This is a genomic window from Streptomyces bauhiniae (assembly GCF_004784475.1).
Lineage (GTDB): Bacteria > Actinomycetota > Actinomycetes > Streptomycetales > Streptomycetaceae > Streptomyces > Streptomyces seoulensis.
The window spans coordinates 310303-325687 of sequence record NZ_SRRT01000006.1; the positions used below are offsets into that span (position 1 = coordinate 310303).

General features: G+C 72.0%; 11 protein-coding genes. 3 read left to right on the forward strand and 8 right to left on the reverse strand.

Features of this window, described 5'->3' with window-relative positions; all coding sequences use genetic code 11:
* The first annotated feature begins 152 nt into the window (after nt 1-152).
* Nucleotides 153-1916 carry an aspartate--tRNA ligase gene (gene aspS / locus E5083_RS21215; protein ID WP_135787278.1) on the forward strand — a complete coding sequence of 588 codons (1764 nt, stop codon included), beginning with the start codon at nt 153-155 and terminating at the stop codon, nt 1914-1916.
* Between the two features lie 50 nt (nt 1917-1966).
* On the opposite strand, the gene E5083_RS21220 is transcribed toward aspS, so the two are convergent.
* The 7 genes from E5083_RS21220 to E5083_RS21250 all read right to left on the reverse strand — a co-directional run bounded on the left by E5083_RS21220 (nt 1967) and on the right by E5083_RS21250 (nt 10858).
* A complete protein-coding gene (locus E5083_RS21220; RefSeq protein WP_135787279.1) occupies nt 1967-2647 on the reverse strand; it encodes a nucleotidyl transferase AbiEii/AbiGii toxin family protein in 681 nt (226 codons plus the stop codon).
* A gap of 32 nt (nt 2648-2679) precedes the next feature.
* Nucleotides 2680-3576: a hypothetical protein gene (locus tag E5083_RS21225; protein WP_244317593.1), complete on the reverse strand. Its 897-nt coding sequence runs from the start codon at nt 3574-3576 to the stop codon at nt 2680-2682.
* Between the two features lie 136 nt (nt 3577-3712).
* Nucleotides 3713-5428 (reverse strand): methionine--tRNA ligase, encoded by a 1716-nt coding sequence (gene metG / locus E5083_RS21230; protein ID WP_135787280.1) that lies wholly within the window; start codon nt 5426-5428, stop codon nt 3713-3715.
* A 119-nt stretch (nt 5429-5547) separates the two neighbouring features.
* Nucleotides 5548-6909 (reverse strand): VWA domain-containing protein, encoded by a 1362-nt coding sequence (locus E5083_RS21235; RefSeq protein ID WP_341869878.1) that lies wholly within the window; start codon nt 6907-6909, stop codon nt 5548-5550.
* 467 nt (nt 6910-7376) lie between these two features.
* Nucleotides 7377-9308 carry an FUSC family protein gene (locus E5083_RS21240; RefSeq protein ID WP_135787282.1) on the reverse strand — a complete coding sequence of 644 codons (1932 nt, stop codon included), beginning with the start codon at nt 9306-9308 and terminating at the stop codon, nt 7377-7379.
* A gap of 92 nt (nt 9309-9400) precedes the next feature.
* A complete protein-coding gene (locus E5083_RS21245) occupies nt 9401-10324 on the reverse strand; it encodes a hypothetical protein (protein WP_135787283.1) in 924 nt (307 codons plus the stop codon).
* Nucleotides 10325-10390: 66 nt separating this feature from the next.
* Nucleotides 10391-10858 (reverse strand): hypothetical protein, encoded by a 468-nt coding sequence (locus E5083_RS21250; protein ID WP_208754114.1) that lies wholly within the window; start codon nt 10856-10858, stop codon nt 10391-10393.
* 211 nt (nt 10859-11069) lie between these two features.
* Here E5083_RS21250 and E5083_RS21255 point away from each other — a divergent pair, with 211 nt between their 5' ends.
* Both E5083_RS21255 and E5083_RS21260 read left to right on the forward strand, forming a co-directional pair.
* A complete protein-coding gene (locus tag E5083_RS21255) occupies nt 11070-12257 on the forward strand; it encodes a PP2C family protein-serine/threonine phosphatase (protein WP_244317621.1) in 1188 nt (395 codons plus the stop codon).
* Nucleotides 12258-12338: 81 nt separating this feature from the next.
* Nucleotides 12339-13391: a hypothetical protein gene (locus E5083_RS21260; protein WP_135787285.1), complete on the forward strand. Its 1053-nt coding sequence runs from the start codon at nt 12339-12341 to the stop codon at nt 13389-13391.
* A 2-nt stretch (nt 13392-13393) separates the two neighbouring features.
* On the opposite strand, the gene E5083_RS21265 is transcribed toward E5083_RS21260, so the two are convergent.
* Nucleotides 13394-15358, reverse strand: a complete 1965-nt coding sequence (locus E5083_RS21265; RefSeq protein WP_135787521.1) for a YncE family protein — start codon at nt 15356-15358, stop codon at nt 13394-13396.
* Between the last annotated feature and the right edge of the window lie 27 nt (nt 15359-15385).

Sequence of the window (15385 nt, forward strand, 5' to 3'; positions counted from 1 at the left end):
CCACTACTGCCACCCTGGTTCGGCCGGTGGTAATGGTGGGGAGGCGATCATGGGGTGCCCGGTACCCTTGATGGGTCCGGGCCCCGTGCCCGTTCTGGCCGGGGAGAGCACAGTCCCGGCGAAGAACCCCCAACGAAGGACGATGAACGACGATGCATCGGTACAGGTCCCACACCTGCGGCCAGCTCCGCGCCTCCGACGTCGGTACCGACGTCCGGCTGAGTGGCTGGCTGCACAATCGGCGCGACCTGGGCGGCATCCTCTTCATCGATCTGCGTGACCACTACGGCATCACGCAGCTCGTGGCCCGTCCCGGTACCCCCGCGTACGAGGCGCTGGACTCCATCACCAAGGAGTCCACGGTCCGCATCGACGGCCGCGTTGTTTCACGTGGAACCGAGAACGTGAACCCCGAGCTGCCCACCGGCGAGATCGAGGTCGAGGTCGCGGAGGTCGAGCTGCTGGGCGCCGCCGCCCCGCTGCCCTTCACGATCAACGCCGAGGACGGGGTCAACGAGGAGCGGCGCCTGGAGTACCGCTTCCTGGACCTGCGCCGTGAGCGGATGCACCGCAACATCATGCTGCGCACGGCGGTCATCTCCGCCATGCGGCAGAAGATGTCCGCGATGGGCTTCAACGAGATGGCCACGCCGATCCTGTCCGCCACCTCCCCCGAGGGCGCCCGCGACTACGTCGTGCCCTCGCGCGTCCACGCGGGCCGGTTCTACGCCCTGCCGCAGGCGCCGCAGCAGTTCAAGCAGTTGCTGATGATCTCCGGCTTCGACCGGTACTTCCAGATCGCGCCCTGCTTCCGTGACGAGGACGCGCGTGCCGACCGCTCGCCGGGTGAGTTCTACCAGCTCGACGTCGAGATGAGCTTCGTCGAGCAGGAGGACGTCTTCCAGCCGATCGAGAAGCTCATGACCGAGCTGTTCGAGGAGTTCGGCGGCGGCCGCCACGTCACCTCGCCGTTCCCGCGCATCCCGTTCCGCGAGGCGATGCTCAAGTACGGCTCCGACAAGCCGGACCTGCGCGCCAAGCTGGAGCTCGTGGACATCACCGATGTCTTCGAGGGCTCGGCGTTCAAGGCGTTCGCGGGCAAGCATGTGCGGGCGCTGCCGGTGCCGGACGTCGCGGGCCAGAGCCGCAAGTTCTTCGACGGCCTCGGCGAGTTCGCCGTCTCGCAGGGTGCTCAGGGCCTGGCCTGGGTGCGCGTCGGCGAGGACGGTTCGCTGACCGGCCCGATCGCCAAGTTCCTCACCGAGGACAATGTCGCCGAGCTGACCAAGCGCCTGTCGCTGGCCCCCGGCCACGCGGTGTTCTTCGGCGCGGGCGAGTTCGACGAGGTCTCCAAGATCATGGGCGCGGTGCGCGTCGAGGCGGCCAAGCGGGCGGACCAGTTCGAGGACGGCGTCTTCCGGTTCTGCTGGATCGTCGACTTCCCGATGTACGAGCGGGACGAGGAGACGGGGAAGCTCGACTTCTCCCACAACCCGTTCTCGATGCCGCAGGGCGGCCTGGAGGCCCTGGAGACCCAGGACCCGCTGGACATCCTGGGCTGGCAGTACGACATCGTCTGCAACGGTGTGGAGCTGTCCTCCGGCGCCATCCGGAACCATGAGCCGGACATCATGCTCAAGGCGTTCGAGATCGCGGGCTACGACCGGGACACGGTCGAGGACAAGTTCGCCGGCATGCTCCGCGCGTTCCGCTTCGGCGCCCCGCCGCACGGTGGGATCGCCCCCGGTGTGGACCGCATCGTCATGCTCCTCGCCGACGAGCCCAACATCCGCGAGACCATCGCCTTCCCGCTCAACGGCAACGCCCAGGACCTCATGATGGGCGCCCCGACCGAGCTGGACGAGTCCCGCCTGCGCGAGCTGCACCTGAACATCAGGAAGCCGCAGCCGAAGTAGTAAGCGGTACGTGTGGAACGGCCCGGCCCCCTGGGGGAGCCGGGCCGTTCCTATTCCTCGTCCTCATCCGGATCGGCGCCGTCCTCCAGCAGGCGTTCCGCGATGTCGTCGGACCAGTGCTGGGCCCAGGCGCGCAGGGGCCCGACCTCTTCGCGGGGAAGGCCGTAGCGGCGGAACTCGAAGTCGGAGTAGAAGTCGGTGCCGGTGAGGCGGGACTGGAGGGTGGGCAGGTCGAAGGCGTCGTACGCGTGCCTGCGGCCCAGCTCCTCCAGCTCCGGCAGCGAGTAGTGCTCGGCGGCGGCGCGGGCGTCGATCAGGTCGACGGCCGCGCCCCGGTCGTACAGCGCGCGGATCTTCGTCCCGACGGCGTCCGCTCGCGACAAGGTCGGCCCGTACGCGGTCAGCTCGGGCGGCTGCCAGAAGGCTTCCTTGTGCAGCGCGAGGCCGCCGTCCTCCCCGCTCCGCGGATCACCGACGACGAGCTGCCCGGAGAGCACCCCGACCCCCGCCACCCTTACGGGCCGCCCCCGAGCCTCCAACGCGGCCCCGAGCCCCCGGGTGATCCGCTCCATCACCTCGCCACTCTCGGTGGCGAAGTCGAGATTCCCATGCTCCCGCCCCACCACCCCATGCGCCTCCAGCGCATACCCCCCGGCCAGCACCAGCCCATACGGGCCCCCCGCACTGACGACGTCGGCCAAGAGGCGCTGGTGGGGCTCACTGATGCTCACGGCACCCGTACTCTGCCAGACCAGACCCCAGGTCAGACTGACTCCGGTGCCTCCGGGGTGTCGGTGAAGAGATCCTCGGCGCGCTCGACGGTCCCGGCCCGGTCGAGCCACTCGCTCACGCGAGCCAGGTCGGTGCAGGCGGTGATCCGCTCGCGGGTCTCGTCCGTTACGGAGATGCCGCGCACTTCCAGCACCCGCACTACACCCTTGGCCTCTCCCGTCGCCGTGCCCTCGTTGAAGGTGCGCTCCAGCAGGGTGCCTCGGCCGGGGAAGTAGTTGACGAACGACACGATGTTCCTCCATTTTTCGCCCGCGGGAGTCGTCCCGAGGGTGGTGTCCAAGAACTGGCTGAAGTACTGGGCGGCGCTCTGCTCCATGCCCGCAAGGGCGTGGCCGAGTACGTCCAGTATGGCGTCACCGACCGCGCTGTTGGCGTGAGTCAGGGCGGAGAACGCGGTCATGGCGGGCTTTTCGGCCGCCGTGCGCCGGTCGGTGACGGCCGGCAGGTTGTCCGGTCCGACGACCAACGGGTGGGTGCGCTGCACGGTCCAGCCGCGCGCCCCGCAGTCGAAGGGACCGGCGGCCCACTTGGCCGTGGCCCGGTCCCGGCAGACGACGAGCAGCAGCACCGGCAGCCGGTACTTCGACTGGAGATAGGCGATGTAGTACGCCCAGCTCGCGGACTTGGCCGGGTCGCGGCGTTCCTGGGCCTCGACGGCGAGTAAGAAGTCGTCGCCGTCGGACGGTTCGATGCGCAGCACGGTGTCCACGTGCCGGACGAGTGGGCGGGTCTCCGTTGCGTCGGAGGTGACCGCGTAGGCGGCCGCCTTCTCTGGGAAGGGGATGCCCAGCGCTCCGAAGACGGGCGCCAGGATTTCCGGGCGTTCCTCGAAGATGCGGTGCATGCCCTCATGGGCTGATGTGACCATGTGTGCACGCTAGGGGCGTGGATGTCAGATGCGTCTGGCATATGCGTGACGTTCACTCGTTCGAGGGGCGAGGGAACGTTCCAGCATGCGGCTGGCGCCGGCCCCTGAGGGGTCGGCGCCAGTGAGAGGGGGTGCGTCAGGCGGGCTGGCCGCCGAAGCGGGCCTTGTAGGTCTCCAGGTCCTCGTCCGTGAGCTTGGCGAAGAGGACCGGGGGGACGGTGAAGGGGATGCCGGGCTGGAGGGTGGTGAGGGTGCGGGCCTCTTCGGGGGTGGTCCAGGTGGCGGTGTCGTCCGGGAGGGTGAAGGCTGCGCGCATCGCGGCCGCCGAGGACGGGATGAAGGGTTCCGAGACGACCGCGTAGAGGTGGATCAGGTTCATCGCGGTGCGGAGGGTCAAGGCCGCCGCGTCCTTGTCGGTCTTGATCTCCAGCCAGGGGGCCTTCTCCTCCAGGTAGGAGTTGCCGGCCGACCACAGGGCGCGCAGGGCGGAGGCCGCCTTGCGGAACTGGAGCGCCTCCATCTGGGTCTCGTACTCCGCGAGGAGACGGGCGATCTCCTCGCCCAGGCGGGTCTCCGCCTCGCCGGGCTCGCCGCCCGCCGGGACCTCGTCGCCGAAGCGCTTGCGGGAGAAGGACAGGACGCGGTTGACGAAGTTGCCCAGCGTGTCCGCCAGGTCCTTGTTCACCGTGGCCGTGAAGTGCTCCCAGGTGAAGGACGAGTCGTCCGACTCGGGGGCGTTGGCGATGAGGAAGTAGCGCCAGTAGTCCGCCGGCAGGATGTCGAGCGCCTGGTCGGTGAAGACGCCCCGCTTCTGCGAGGTGGAGAACTTGCCGCCGTAGTACGTCAGCCAGTTGAACGCCTTGACGTAGTCGACCTTCTTCCACGGCTCGCGCACACCCAGCTCGGTCGCCGGGAACATCACCGTGTGGAACGGGACGTTGTCCTTCGCCATGAACTGCGTGTAGCGGACGGTGTCGTCCGCCTCGTACCACCAGGACTTCCAGTCCCGGTTCTCCGGGTCCTGATCCGCCCATTCCTTCGTCGCGCCGATGTACTCGATCGGGGCGTCGAACCAGACGTAGAAGACCTTGCCCTCGGCGGCCAGCTCCGGCCAGGTGTCGGCCGGGACCGGCACGCCCCAGTCCAGGTCACGGGTGATCGCGCGGTCGTGCAGGCCCTCGGTCAGCCACTTGCGGGCGATGGAGGAGGCGAGCTGCGGCCAGTCCTGCTCGTGCCGCGCCACCCACTCCTCGACCTCCTGCTGGAGCTTGGACTGCAGCAGGAAGAGGTGCTTGGTCTCGCGGACCTCCAGGTCCGTGGAGCCGGAGATCGCGCTGCGGGGCTCGATCAGGTCGGTCGGGTCCAGCACGCGGGTGCAGTTCTCGCACTGGTCGCCGCGGGCCTTGTCGTAGCCGCAGTGCGGGCAGGTGCCCTCGACGTAGCGGTCCGGCAGGAAGCGGCCGTCGGCCGGGGAGTAGACCTGGCGGATCGCCCGCTCCTCGATGAAGCCGTTTTCGTTCAGCTTCCGGGCGAAGTGCTGGGTGATGTCGCGGTTCTCGGCGGAGGAGCTGCGGCCGAAGTAGTCGAAGGCCAGCGCGAAGCCGTCGTACACCGCCTTCTGCGCGTCGTGCGCCTGGGCGCAGAACTCGTCCACCGGCAGGCCCCGCTCCTTCGCGGCCAGCTCGGCGGGGGTGCCGTGCTCGTCGGTCGCGCAGATGTACAGGACGTCGTGGCCGCGCCGGCGGAGGTACCGGGAGTACACGTCCGCCGGGAGCATGGACCCCACCATGTTGCCCAGGTGCTTGATCCCGTTGATGTACGGAAGGGCGCTGGTGATGAGGTGTCGAGCCATCGGGGGCTGCTCCCAGGTCGCTACGGGTACGAACCTTGAAATCGTAGCCGACGTGTGTATGCCGCCCGCCTCCCGTTTTACGGGGTGGGACGCGGGCGGCATCAGGGGGCTGCGGGGGGTTACGGGCGCCAGGTGGCGAGTACGCCCTCGTACAGCTCGGTGTCCGTCAGCTCGCGGGGGGTGGGGCCCGCGTGGAAGAAGGACGTGTTTCCGGTCTTCAGCTTGCGGAGGTAGTCGAACGCCTTGTTGTCCGGCTCACCGAAGGCGACGAACGAGAAGAAGACGTTGGGGTGGGTCTTCGCGGCGTTCGTGAGGGCCTGGGTGGCGGGGGTCTTGGCGTCGGGGGCGCCGTCGGTCTGGAAGACGACCAGGACGTTGTCGTCGGGGGTGTGGTGCTTGTCGTGGTGGGCGAGTACGGCTTCCACGGCGGCGTGGTAGCTGGTGCGGCCCATGCGGCCGAGATCCGCGTGCGTTTCGTCGATCTTGGTGGCGTGGTCCTCGGTGAGGGTGAGGTCTGTCGTGCCGTCTACCTCGGTGGAGAAGAAGACCACGTGGACGGTGGGGTCCTTGTCCAGGTGGGCCGCGAGGGCGAGGGTCTGGTCGGCGAGGGCCTGGGCTGAGCCGTCCTTGTAGTACGGGCGCATGCTGGCGGAGCGGTCGAGTACGAGGTAGAGCTTCGCTGCTGTGCCGGTGAGGTTGGTGTTGGCGAGGGTTGCTGCTGCGGCGGCGTGGGCTGTGGTGAGGGAGGGTGTGCTGCGGAGGCGCCCGGCCTCGGCTACGCCCTCGGCCCCGACCGTGCTCCCACCCGCACCACCCGTGCGGGACGCGCTGTCGTCTGCAGGTGCCACCGGCGGGGGCGCGGGAGCGTCGGCGGCCTCGGGGGCGGGGGCGGTCCCGGCCTCCGGCTCGGAGCCGGCGTTCGGCTTGGCCTCGGCCTTCGCCTTCGGCTTGGTGTCGGCGTCCGGCTCGGCCTTCGTATCGGGCTGGGGGGTGGTCTTCGCGTCCGCGTCCGGCTCGGCCTTCGGCTCGGTTTTGGGCTCCGCCTTCGGGGACGGGGTGGGCTTGGGCTCGGTGGCGGCCTTTGCCGCCGGGGTGGGAGTGGTGTCCTGGGTGGTGTCGGGCTCCGCCGAGGTGTCGGTGGGGGGTTCCGTGGACTGTTCGGGGATGGCCGGCTGGTCGTGCTCCGCCTCGGCCTCGGGGAGGGGCTCGGTGCGCTGCTGGGGGACCACTACCTCCGGGTCCGCGTCGAGGATGGCCGGCTCCATCAGCAGGGGCTCGATCTCCGGGGCCGTCGTGGCCAGGGGGTCCGGCTCCGCCGCCTTCTCCTCCGGAGCATCAGGCTCCGGGGTGACCGGGGCTTCCGCCGCGGGTGCGGTCTCCGCCTCCGGCGCAGCGGCAGCTTCCGGCTCCGTCGATTCCGGTGCCTCCGTCGCGGGTGCGGATTCCGCCTTCGGCGTCTCCGCCGTGGCGGGGGCTTCCACCGCGGGTGCGGTATCGGCCTTCGGCGCTGCCGTGTCCGGCGCAGCCGCTTCCGCCTGCTCCTCCGAGACGGGGGCCTCTGCCTCCGGGGTTTCCGGTGCAGCCGCAGCCTCCGCCTCGGGCGACTCCGGCGTAGCCGCGCCGTCCGCCTCCGGCGGCTCCACCTCAGCCGGGGTTTCCGGTGCAGCTTCCGTCTCCGGTGGCTTCGTCGCAGACGCCGTTTCCGCCTTCGGGGACTCCGAGCTTCCCTGGGGTGGGACCCGGGGAGTGTCGAACGCCTCTGTTACCAGGTCGTGTTCCTGGCGGGGGGTCGGGAGGTGGTCTGCACTCTCCGCCTCGGCGGGACGCCCCTTGCGTCCTCGGCCGAACGCGTTCCGCAGGAGAGTGAGAATGCCCATGTGCGCACCCCTTCGCGTGAGTTGTCGCCGTAGATCCCTGGCCAGGACGGCCACGTTAGGTTAGCGGCCCGTCAGTGCGGTGTGGCGATGGCTCTCGCGGCCGCCACTTCTTGTCGTACCGGTTCCAGCACGCTGCCCGCCGGGCCGGTCAGGTGGGTGGGGAAGGCGGTGAGGATGTCGGCCTCCCGTACCCCCTCCGCCAATTCACCGAGTTGGCGCACCACTTGACGGACCTCGGCGGAGGACGGGGGCGGTGCGCCGTGGTGGACGCGGACGCGTGCCGCGGTCGTCGCGTCGACGATCCGCTCCACGGCGACCACCAGCGGCCACCATGCCGCGGCGCGCCGTCCGGTGGGCGGCGGTTCGGTGAGCGCGCGCTGGAATTCCGTCCGGATGGTGGAGAGGTCGCGGTAGAGGCGGCGCCGCATCCGGGTGCGGCGGACGGGGTCGGTGTCGGTGCCGAACGCCGTCCCGACGTACGCCGCCGTGTCCTCGACCGCGTCCGCGAGCCGGTCGCCGACGCGGGTGTGCCAGCTCTCCGGCCAGAGGAGGTACCCCGCGACCAGGGCGATCCCGCAGCCCATCAGGGAGTCCAGCAGCCGGGGCAGCAGCAGGCCGGTGCCCTGGTGGTTGAGGATGTCGGAGAGCAGCAGGATCACCGGGGTGATGGCCGCCGTCTGGAAGCCGTAGCCGCGCGGGGTGAGCGCCGGGACGAGCGGCGCGAGCAGCACCATCACCGGTACGTCCCACCAGCCGATCGGCACCTCCGCCAGCACCGCCGCGGCGATCGCCAGCCCCACCACCGTGCCCAGCGCGCGCAGCAGCGCACGGGAGAAGACCGAGCCGAAGTCGGGCTTGAGGACGAAGGTGATGGTCAGCGCGACCCAGTACGAGCGCGGGACCGGGACGAGGGAGACCAGGGCCTGCGCGATGCCGATGCAGACGGCGAGGCGGAGCCCGTAGCGCCAGGAGCCCGCCGAGAGCACCGCGTCCCGGGCGGCACGGGCGATGCGTACGTGCAGGGCGACGGTGCGTTCGTCGACGCCGCGCGGGTCCACCGAGGGGGAGGTGACCACCTCGGCGGTGTGGCGGAGGGCGTGGTCGACGGCGCGTTCGGTCTCGGTGAGGGCGAGGGGCAGCTTGGGGAGGCGCAGGGCGGAGGTGTCGCCGGTTTCGACCGCGTCGGCCAGTTCCCGTACCGCGCGGGGGACCTCGGGGGGCAGCGGGCGGCCGGTGAGGTGGACGGCGGGGGCGGCCTCGACGACGGGGGTGATGGCGTTCAACTGGGCCAGCAGCCGGGTGAGTTCCTCGCTGCGGCCGTGGTGCCGGGCGCGGTGGCCGAGGATCAGGTCGTACGCCTGGTTCAGCGCGCGGGTGACGTCGAAGCGGGCGCCGATGTAGCGGTCCTCGTCGCTGGTGTCGTCCAGGAGGTCGGCGACCCGGCGGTAGGCGTTCGCCACCGAGGCCCGCTCCGGGACTCCGGCCCGCAGCGGCCACGCCAGCAGGGCGAGGGCCAGTACCAGCAGGCCGCCCCCGGTCATCAGCAGCGGCGCCAGCCACCAGGGGTGGGGCAGCGGGAGCCCGGCGCCGACCACGCAGTTGAGCAGGAGCAGCAGTCCGGAGACGGAGGCCACCGCGCCGATGGTCGAGATCATCCCGGAGACCAGCGCGACCCCGGTGACCACGAGGACGGCGTACCACCCCTGCCCGAACACGAGCTGCCCGAGGATGACGCCGACGGCGCCGGTGAGCTGGGGTACGGCGATGGTGATGACCCGCATCCGGTACGCGTCGGCGGTGTCGCCGATGACCCCGTTCAGCGCGCCCATCGACGCGAGCGCCCCGAGCGCCGGCTCCCCGGCCGCGAACCCGATCGCCAGCGGCAACGCCATCGCCACGGCGGCCCGCGCGACAGCGGCCCAGTTGACCGGCGCGGGCTGCGGCCGCAGGTTCCGGACCAGCCAGTCGGGCGGCGTGAGGCCGATGGGCAACTCTCGGAACATGCGCCCATTATGTCCACTGTGCCCGCCGGGCCCCTCAACCGGCCCGCCCGGCAGAACGGTTGGTGGTACTCACCATGGGGCGGCCAAAAACCTCAGACCCGTGCCCGCGTCCGTGTGGGCGAGCCCGTGGACTTCCCGCCTCCCGCCCCCCGGCGACGCGCCGACCGCCGCCGGGTCAGCCAGGCCGTCAGGGCCACCGCCAGGCCCAGGGCCAGCAGGAGCCAGGAGACCGTGCGGAGGCCGGAGGTGAGGGTGTCGTAGACGGCGGCGGCGACCGGGTGGGGGACGTCGGCGGGGAGGTCGGAGAGGGTGAGGGCGCGGCCCGCCGTGAGGGCGAGGCCGAGGAGGGCGCCGCCCAGGGCCGTGCCGAGGGCGGTGGCGACGATCGCGCGGCGGCGGCGTACGGCCAGCGCGATGCCCGCGGCGGCGAACAGGACGGCTGCCACCGGCAGCCACAGACCGGCGACTTCGAGCATGTGGAATCCCTTGCGGTACCGGGTCAGCTCCCCTGCCGGGAGCACCGGGACCTCGGTGTGGCGCACCGGGATGCGGGCGGCGAGCGGTATGTGGTCCTCGGCGAGCTGCGCCTTGACCTCGGCGGTCACCGGGGCGAGGTCGACGGTGACCGCGCGCGGGGCGCCGCCCGCCGGGGCGTCCTCGCGCAGCGCGCGCAGCACCGCGTCGTGGGTGACCCGGTTGCCGGTGTCCCAGGCGAGGCGGAAGGCGCGGGTGTGGGTGAAGGAGCGCACCGCGTCCCGGACGAAGGGGCCGACCGAGCCGCGGACCGGCGTCATGTCCGCGTGCTGGTCGACCTCGCGGAGGATGCCGTCGCCGACCGTGTCCGCGACGGCGTCCCGCACGGCCGGGTCGGCGGCGAGCGGGGCCATCGTGGTGACGTACCGGCCCGTGTCGGTGAGCGTGTACGCCGCCCAGGCCGCCGGTGCGCCGAAAGGCACGAGGAGGCAGGCCAGGACGATCAGCGCGGCCGACAGGGCACTCCTCAGTCGGGGGTGCACGTCTTACAGGCAAGTCCCGCCGGGCCGTCGGCGCGAGCGGTGGGGGTGCGTTCGAGGGACAGCCCCTCAGCTCACCCGGTGCCCCGCCGCGTCCTCCCGCGTGTAGAAGCGGTAGAAGAACACGATGAACGTCACCGCCGCCACGATCAGCGGAATCCCCACCGACCGCACCAGCGAGGCCCCCGCCTGGTTGTAGAGGAAGCCGAAGGACGCGCCGACGAACACCGCCCACAGCAGCGCGTGCACCTCGCGCCGCAGCCGGGGCGCGACGGTCAGCACGGCGAAGAGGACGACCGCGAAGACCAGCGCGGTGAGGAACCCGAAGAGCAGGTTCCAGCCGGTGATCGGCCCGCCGGAGCGGCGGTTGGCGGCCGCCCAGTAGCCGTAGACCAGCGCCAGCAGCACCGGTACCGCGACCCTGGCCATGCGGTGGGTGCGGTTGTCGAAGATGTCGGGGGGCGGGGTGATCGCCTTCGGGGCGTCCTTGCGGCCGCCTCGGATCGGCGTGCCGGGCGCGGGTGCCGCGTGAGCCATGAGAGCGCTCCTTCTCTCGCCGCTTCGGGCCATGACGTGACGGCCCGGCTTCCAGGGCACACCTGCGGCGACGGCCCGGCAACTCGGCCGGGCGGGTGACGGGGCCCGGATGCGGCCGGAACCGGCCCGTGTTCCCCTGAGGTTTCTTGAGGACGGCGGCCCGCCGCGACCTTCGCGCGGTCTCGGGACGGAGATGGGGCTCGTGACCGAGATGGAGTACCGGGACCGGCGCGAGCAGCGGCGGATCGTGGGCCGGGGCACCGCCTGGCTGGTCCCGCTGGTGCTGCTGGCGGCCATCGTGACGGTGGACTTCCAGACCGGGGAGAAGTTCCGCGTCGTCTCCTGGATCATCCTGGTGCCGAGCATCGCCGCCGCGATCTGCGGGGTCGGCCCGACCATCACGTTCGCCCTGCTGTCCCTGGTCACCTACCTCGCCGTGGACACCGCCTTCCCCGAGCGCTACCGGGCGGGCACCGCCGATTTCGTGCTGGTCGCGCTCGGCGGCGCGCTCGCCGTGATCGCCTCCGTGGTGCGGCGGCGCCGGGAGCGGCAGGGCCTGCACATGCGGGACATCGCCGAGACCACCCGCCGTACGGTGCTGCGCCCGCTGCCGCCGAACTGGGCCGGTCTGGAGCACGCGGGCGTGTACCTGGCCGCCGACATGGACGCGCGCGTCGGCGGCGACTTCTACGACATCCAGCCCGGCCCCAACGGCACCCGGGTGCTCCTCGGGGACGTGCAGGGCAAGGGCCTCGGCGCGGTGGAGACGGCCGCCGCCCTGCTGGGCACCTTCCGCGAGGCGGCGTACCACGAGCCCGACCTGGTGACCGTGGCCGACCGGCTGGAGGTGCGGATGTGCCGCCACCGGGGGCACACCGCCGCGCTGGGCCGGTACGACGGCGACCGGTTCGCCACCGCGCTGCTGCTGGGCTTTCCCAAGGACGACCGGAACGCCGTCGAGGTGATCAACTTCGGCCATGAGCCGCCGCTCGCCGTGGGCCCGCGCGGAGTGCGCCCGCTGCCCGGCGGGGAGCGGCTGCCGATCGGCTTCGGGGACCTCACGGGGGAGACGGCACCCGACGACGGGCCGGGGCCGCCCGCCAGCCGGGAGCGGCTGGACGAGGACGAGACGCTGCTCATGGTGACGGACGGCGTGACCGAGGCCCGCGACCGCGCCGACGTGTTCTACCCGCTGCTGGACGACGTGGCCCGCGCGGTGGCCGCCGACCCCGGCCGGGCCGCGCCCCGGCGGCTGGTCCGCCTGGTCCGCGAGGGCGTACTGCGGCACACCCGCGGCCGGCTCGACGACGACACCACCGTCTTCGCCCTGCGCAGGCTCCCCGAGCCGCAGTCCGAGCCACGGCACACGTCCACGACCGGGCGACCTTCGCCGTCCTGAGCCGCGCCCGCCCGCGTCCAGCGGTTACGGTGCTGGCTGACCGGCGTACCCGGCCACGGCCGGCGGACAGGGGGAGGCGCCATGCCCGGAACCGTGCTGCTGCTCGCGGCCGCGCCGCTGGGCCGCGGGCGCCTGGTGGACGCGGCGGCCGTGCTGCCTGTACTGGGCGCGGTCGCGCCGTCCGTGCTGGCGGGCACCGACACCGCGCACGTGGTGGAACTCGCCGACCCGCTCGACCCGCAGGGCGTGCTGACCCGGCTGCGCGCGGCCGCCGCCGCGTCCGGCCCGCTGACGGTGTACGTCACCGGGCAACTGCTGCTGGACCGCCGCCAGCGGCTCCCCCATCTCGCGCTGGCCCGCACCACCCCGGCCACCGCCCGCTACACCGCGCTGCCCTGGCACTGGCTCAAGGACGAGCTGCGGCTCCGCCCGGCCGGGACCACCCATCTGCTGCTGGACCTGCACGCGGACGCCGAGACCTGGGCCGGCCTGGCGGAACGCCCGCTGGACTCGGGCCGTACGGCCGTCGTGCACGGCCGGATCGCGCCGCCGCCGGGCCGGCGCCGGATCGCGGAGCCGACGTACATGCGGGCGGTGGGGGCGCTGCTGCGCGGCGGGCACCGGCCGCCGGTCGCGGAGCTGCACCGGCGAGCGCTGGACCGGATCGCGGCCGAGCTGCCGTCCAACCTGGTGCTCACCGCCCCCGACGACGAGGGCGACCCGCACGCCGCGCTGAGCGCCGCCGTCCGGGCCGGCCGTCATGCCGACGCCGACCGGCTGGCCGCCCGCCACCAGGAGGCGGCGGTACGGCTCCACGGGCCCGCCTCGGAGGACGCCCTGCACTGGGCGGAGGTCCGCGCCGACCTGGCGATGTTCGCGGGCGACCCGGTGCGTAGCTGCCGCGCCTGGCTCGGCGTGGCCGGCTTCCGCCTCGCCTCCGGCCACGCCCCCGACGCCCCCGCCGTGGAGTCCGCGGTGGACCGCGCCCACCACCAGTGGGGCCGCATCGAGGACGCGGACCGGGTCCGCGAACTGGGCCACAAGCTCGCGGAGTTGCGGGCCCGCGTACCAGGACGCCGGGAGGGCGCCCTGGACGCCGTGCGGGAACGGCTGAAGCAACTTCGGGACGGCTGACGTCACTTGGTGAACAGGAAGTACTTCCAGGAGCCGTACGTCGTGGAGTTCACGCTGTCACCGGAGCTGCCGTTGATGTACGACGAGCGCACCCGCAGCCGGTAGCCGACCTCCTGGCCGTGGTCGCCGGTGTACCGCACCTCGGAGACCCCGTTGGTGCCGAGCCCGAAGTACTCCGACCCGGCGTCGTACCAGGTGCCCTGGTAGTACACCTGGATGTCCAGCCGGTGCGAACGGCCCTTGTAGTAGGGCATCTTGGTGATGAAGCGCGGGTCGGTGGACTTGTGGAAGTAGGCGTAGGTCTGGCCGTACGCCTTCACCGACTTGTACTGCTTGGCGGTCGTCAGGGACACGCTGACGCGGGTCCAGACGGTGCTGGTGGCGCTCGCCGTCGCGGTGCGCGCGTCACCGGCGAACTTCGCGGTGAGCTTGGTGTCCCGGCGCAGGTCGAGGGTGACGGCGAGGTCGCCGTGGGAGTTGACCTTGCCGGACTTCACCAGCTTGTTCGGCTTGTCGGTGCCGTAGGGGTCGGCCCAGATCTCCACCGCGCGGTTCTTGTAGGTCTTCCCCAGGTGGGCCGTGAACTTCACGTCCTTGCCGTAGGAGTAGACCTTGCCGTTGTTGTTCAGCGACAGCGACGCCTTGCTCCGGGAGACGGTCGCGCTGTCGCTGCCGGAGGCCGCGGTGTGGGCGGCGTCGCCCGCGTAGGACACCTTGTACGTGACCTTGCCGCCGGCCGGCGGGGTGTCGGTGAAGGAGTAGCTGCCGTCGGCCTTCGTGCTGACCTGGGGCAGCGCCTTGCCCTTGGGGGACTCCAGGTCGGTGCGGGTCACGGTGAGCCGGGTCCCGGCCGGGAGGGCGGCCCTGGAGGTGACCTTGCCCTTGACGGTGAGCTTCTTGGCGCGGGTCGCGGTGGCCGGGGCGTCGGCGGTGACCTTGGTGACGGCCTTGGTGGGGCCCTCCAGGACGCGCAGCCGGTAGGCGCCGTCGTAGTCGTGGCTGACCGCGAAGAGGCGGGAGCTGTCCGGTGCCCAGGCGAGCCCGGCGTCCGCGAGGAGCTGGTCGCTCGCCCCGAAGTCGTACTCCCGCACCGAGGTCCGCTGCCCCGGCTTGAACACGAACACGTCGGGCTCGTACGCGCCGTCGATGCCCGCCGCCACCGAGCCGTCCGGGGCGATGTCCACCGCGTTCGGGTAGGCGTCGGTCGGGTAGGAGCCGTCGTCCGACAGGTCGGCCGTGCTGTAGACCGCCTGGTGGTACGGGTAGCCGCTGGCCACCACGAGCCGCTGTCCGTCCGGTGTGACGGCGAGGTCGCGCAGGTTGCCGCCGTCCACGCTGCGGTGCGCGGTGCGGACCGGGGTGCCCGACGAGACGTCGTAGACGCCCAGTTCGGTCGGGCTCTGCGACGGGATGCCGACGGCCAGGGTGCCGCCCGCGCCGTCGAGCATGGGCGCGGCGAACCAGGGGCTCTGCGGGTCCTGGGCCAGAGCGACGGTGGGCTCGGGCGCGGTGACGTCGATCGAGCCGATGTTGCCGCCGATGCCGGTGGCGTCGGAGTCGTAGCCGAACCACAGCTTGTCGCCGGCGATCGCCGGGTACTTCGGGTCGATGTCGCCCACCGGATAGCGGGCGGACTCGGTGGCGGTCGCGGTGTCGAAGGCGACGATCGCGTCCGTGCCGCCGGGGACCGCCGCGTACAGGGTGGCGGAGTCGGCGGAGAGTTCCAGGCCGAGCACGCCGGGCAGGGCGGTGAGCTGCTTGACGACCGTGCCCCGGTAGTCGGTGACGACGATCTTTCCGCCGGACGGGTCGCTGAGGAACACCCGCTGGTGGACGCCGTCGACCACGATCGAACCGGTCGACCTGACCGGCAGCGGCTGCGTGGTGTCGGCGTGGGCGGGGGCGGCCGCGAGGGCCGCCGAGCTGAAGAGCACCGCGAGAGCGGTGGCGGTGGAGCGGGTGCGCATACGCACGCTGATTCGAACCCCCCGGAA

Bases quoted from the DNA above. Each gene is read 5' to 3' on its own strand.
- aspS (WP_135787278.1), top strand. From the start codon at position 153: ATGCATCGGTACAGGTCCCACACCTGCGGCCAGCTCCGCGCCTCCGAC.
- E5083_RS21225 (WP_244317593.1), bottom strand. From the start codon at position 3,576: ATGGTCACATCAGCCCATGAGGGCATGCACCGCATCTTCGAGGAACGC.
- metG (WP_135787280.1), bottom strand. From the start codon at position 5,428: ATGGCTCGACACCTCATCACCAGCGCCCTTCCGTACATCAACGGGATC.
- E5083_RS21240 (WP_135787282.1), bottom strand. From the start codon at position 9,308: ATGTTCCGAGAGTTGCCCATCGGCCTCACGCCGCCCGACTGGCTGGTC.
- E5083_RS21250 (WP_208754114.1), bottom strand. From the start codon at position 10,858: ATGGCTCACGCGGCACCCGCGCCCGGCACGCCGATCCGAGGCGGCCGC.
- E5083_RS21255 (WP_244317621.1), top strand. From the start codon at position 11,070: ATGGAGTACCGGGACCGGCGCGAGCAGCGGCGGATCGTGGGCCGGGGC.
- E5083_RS21260 (WP_135787285.1), top strand. From the start codon at position 12,339: ATGCCCGGAACCGTGCTGCTGCTCGCGGCCGCGCCGCTGGGCCGCGGG.
- E5083_RS21265 (WP_135787521.1), bottom strand. From the start codon at position 15,358: ATGCGCACCCGCTCCACCGCCACCGCTCTCGCGGTGCTCTTCAGCTCG.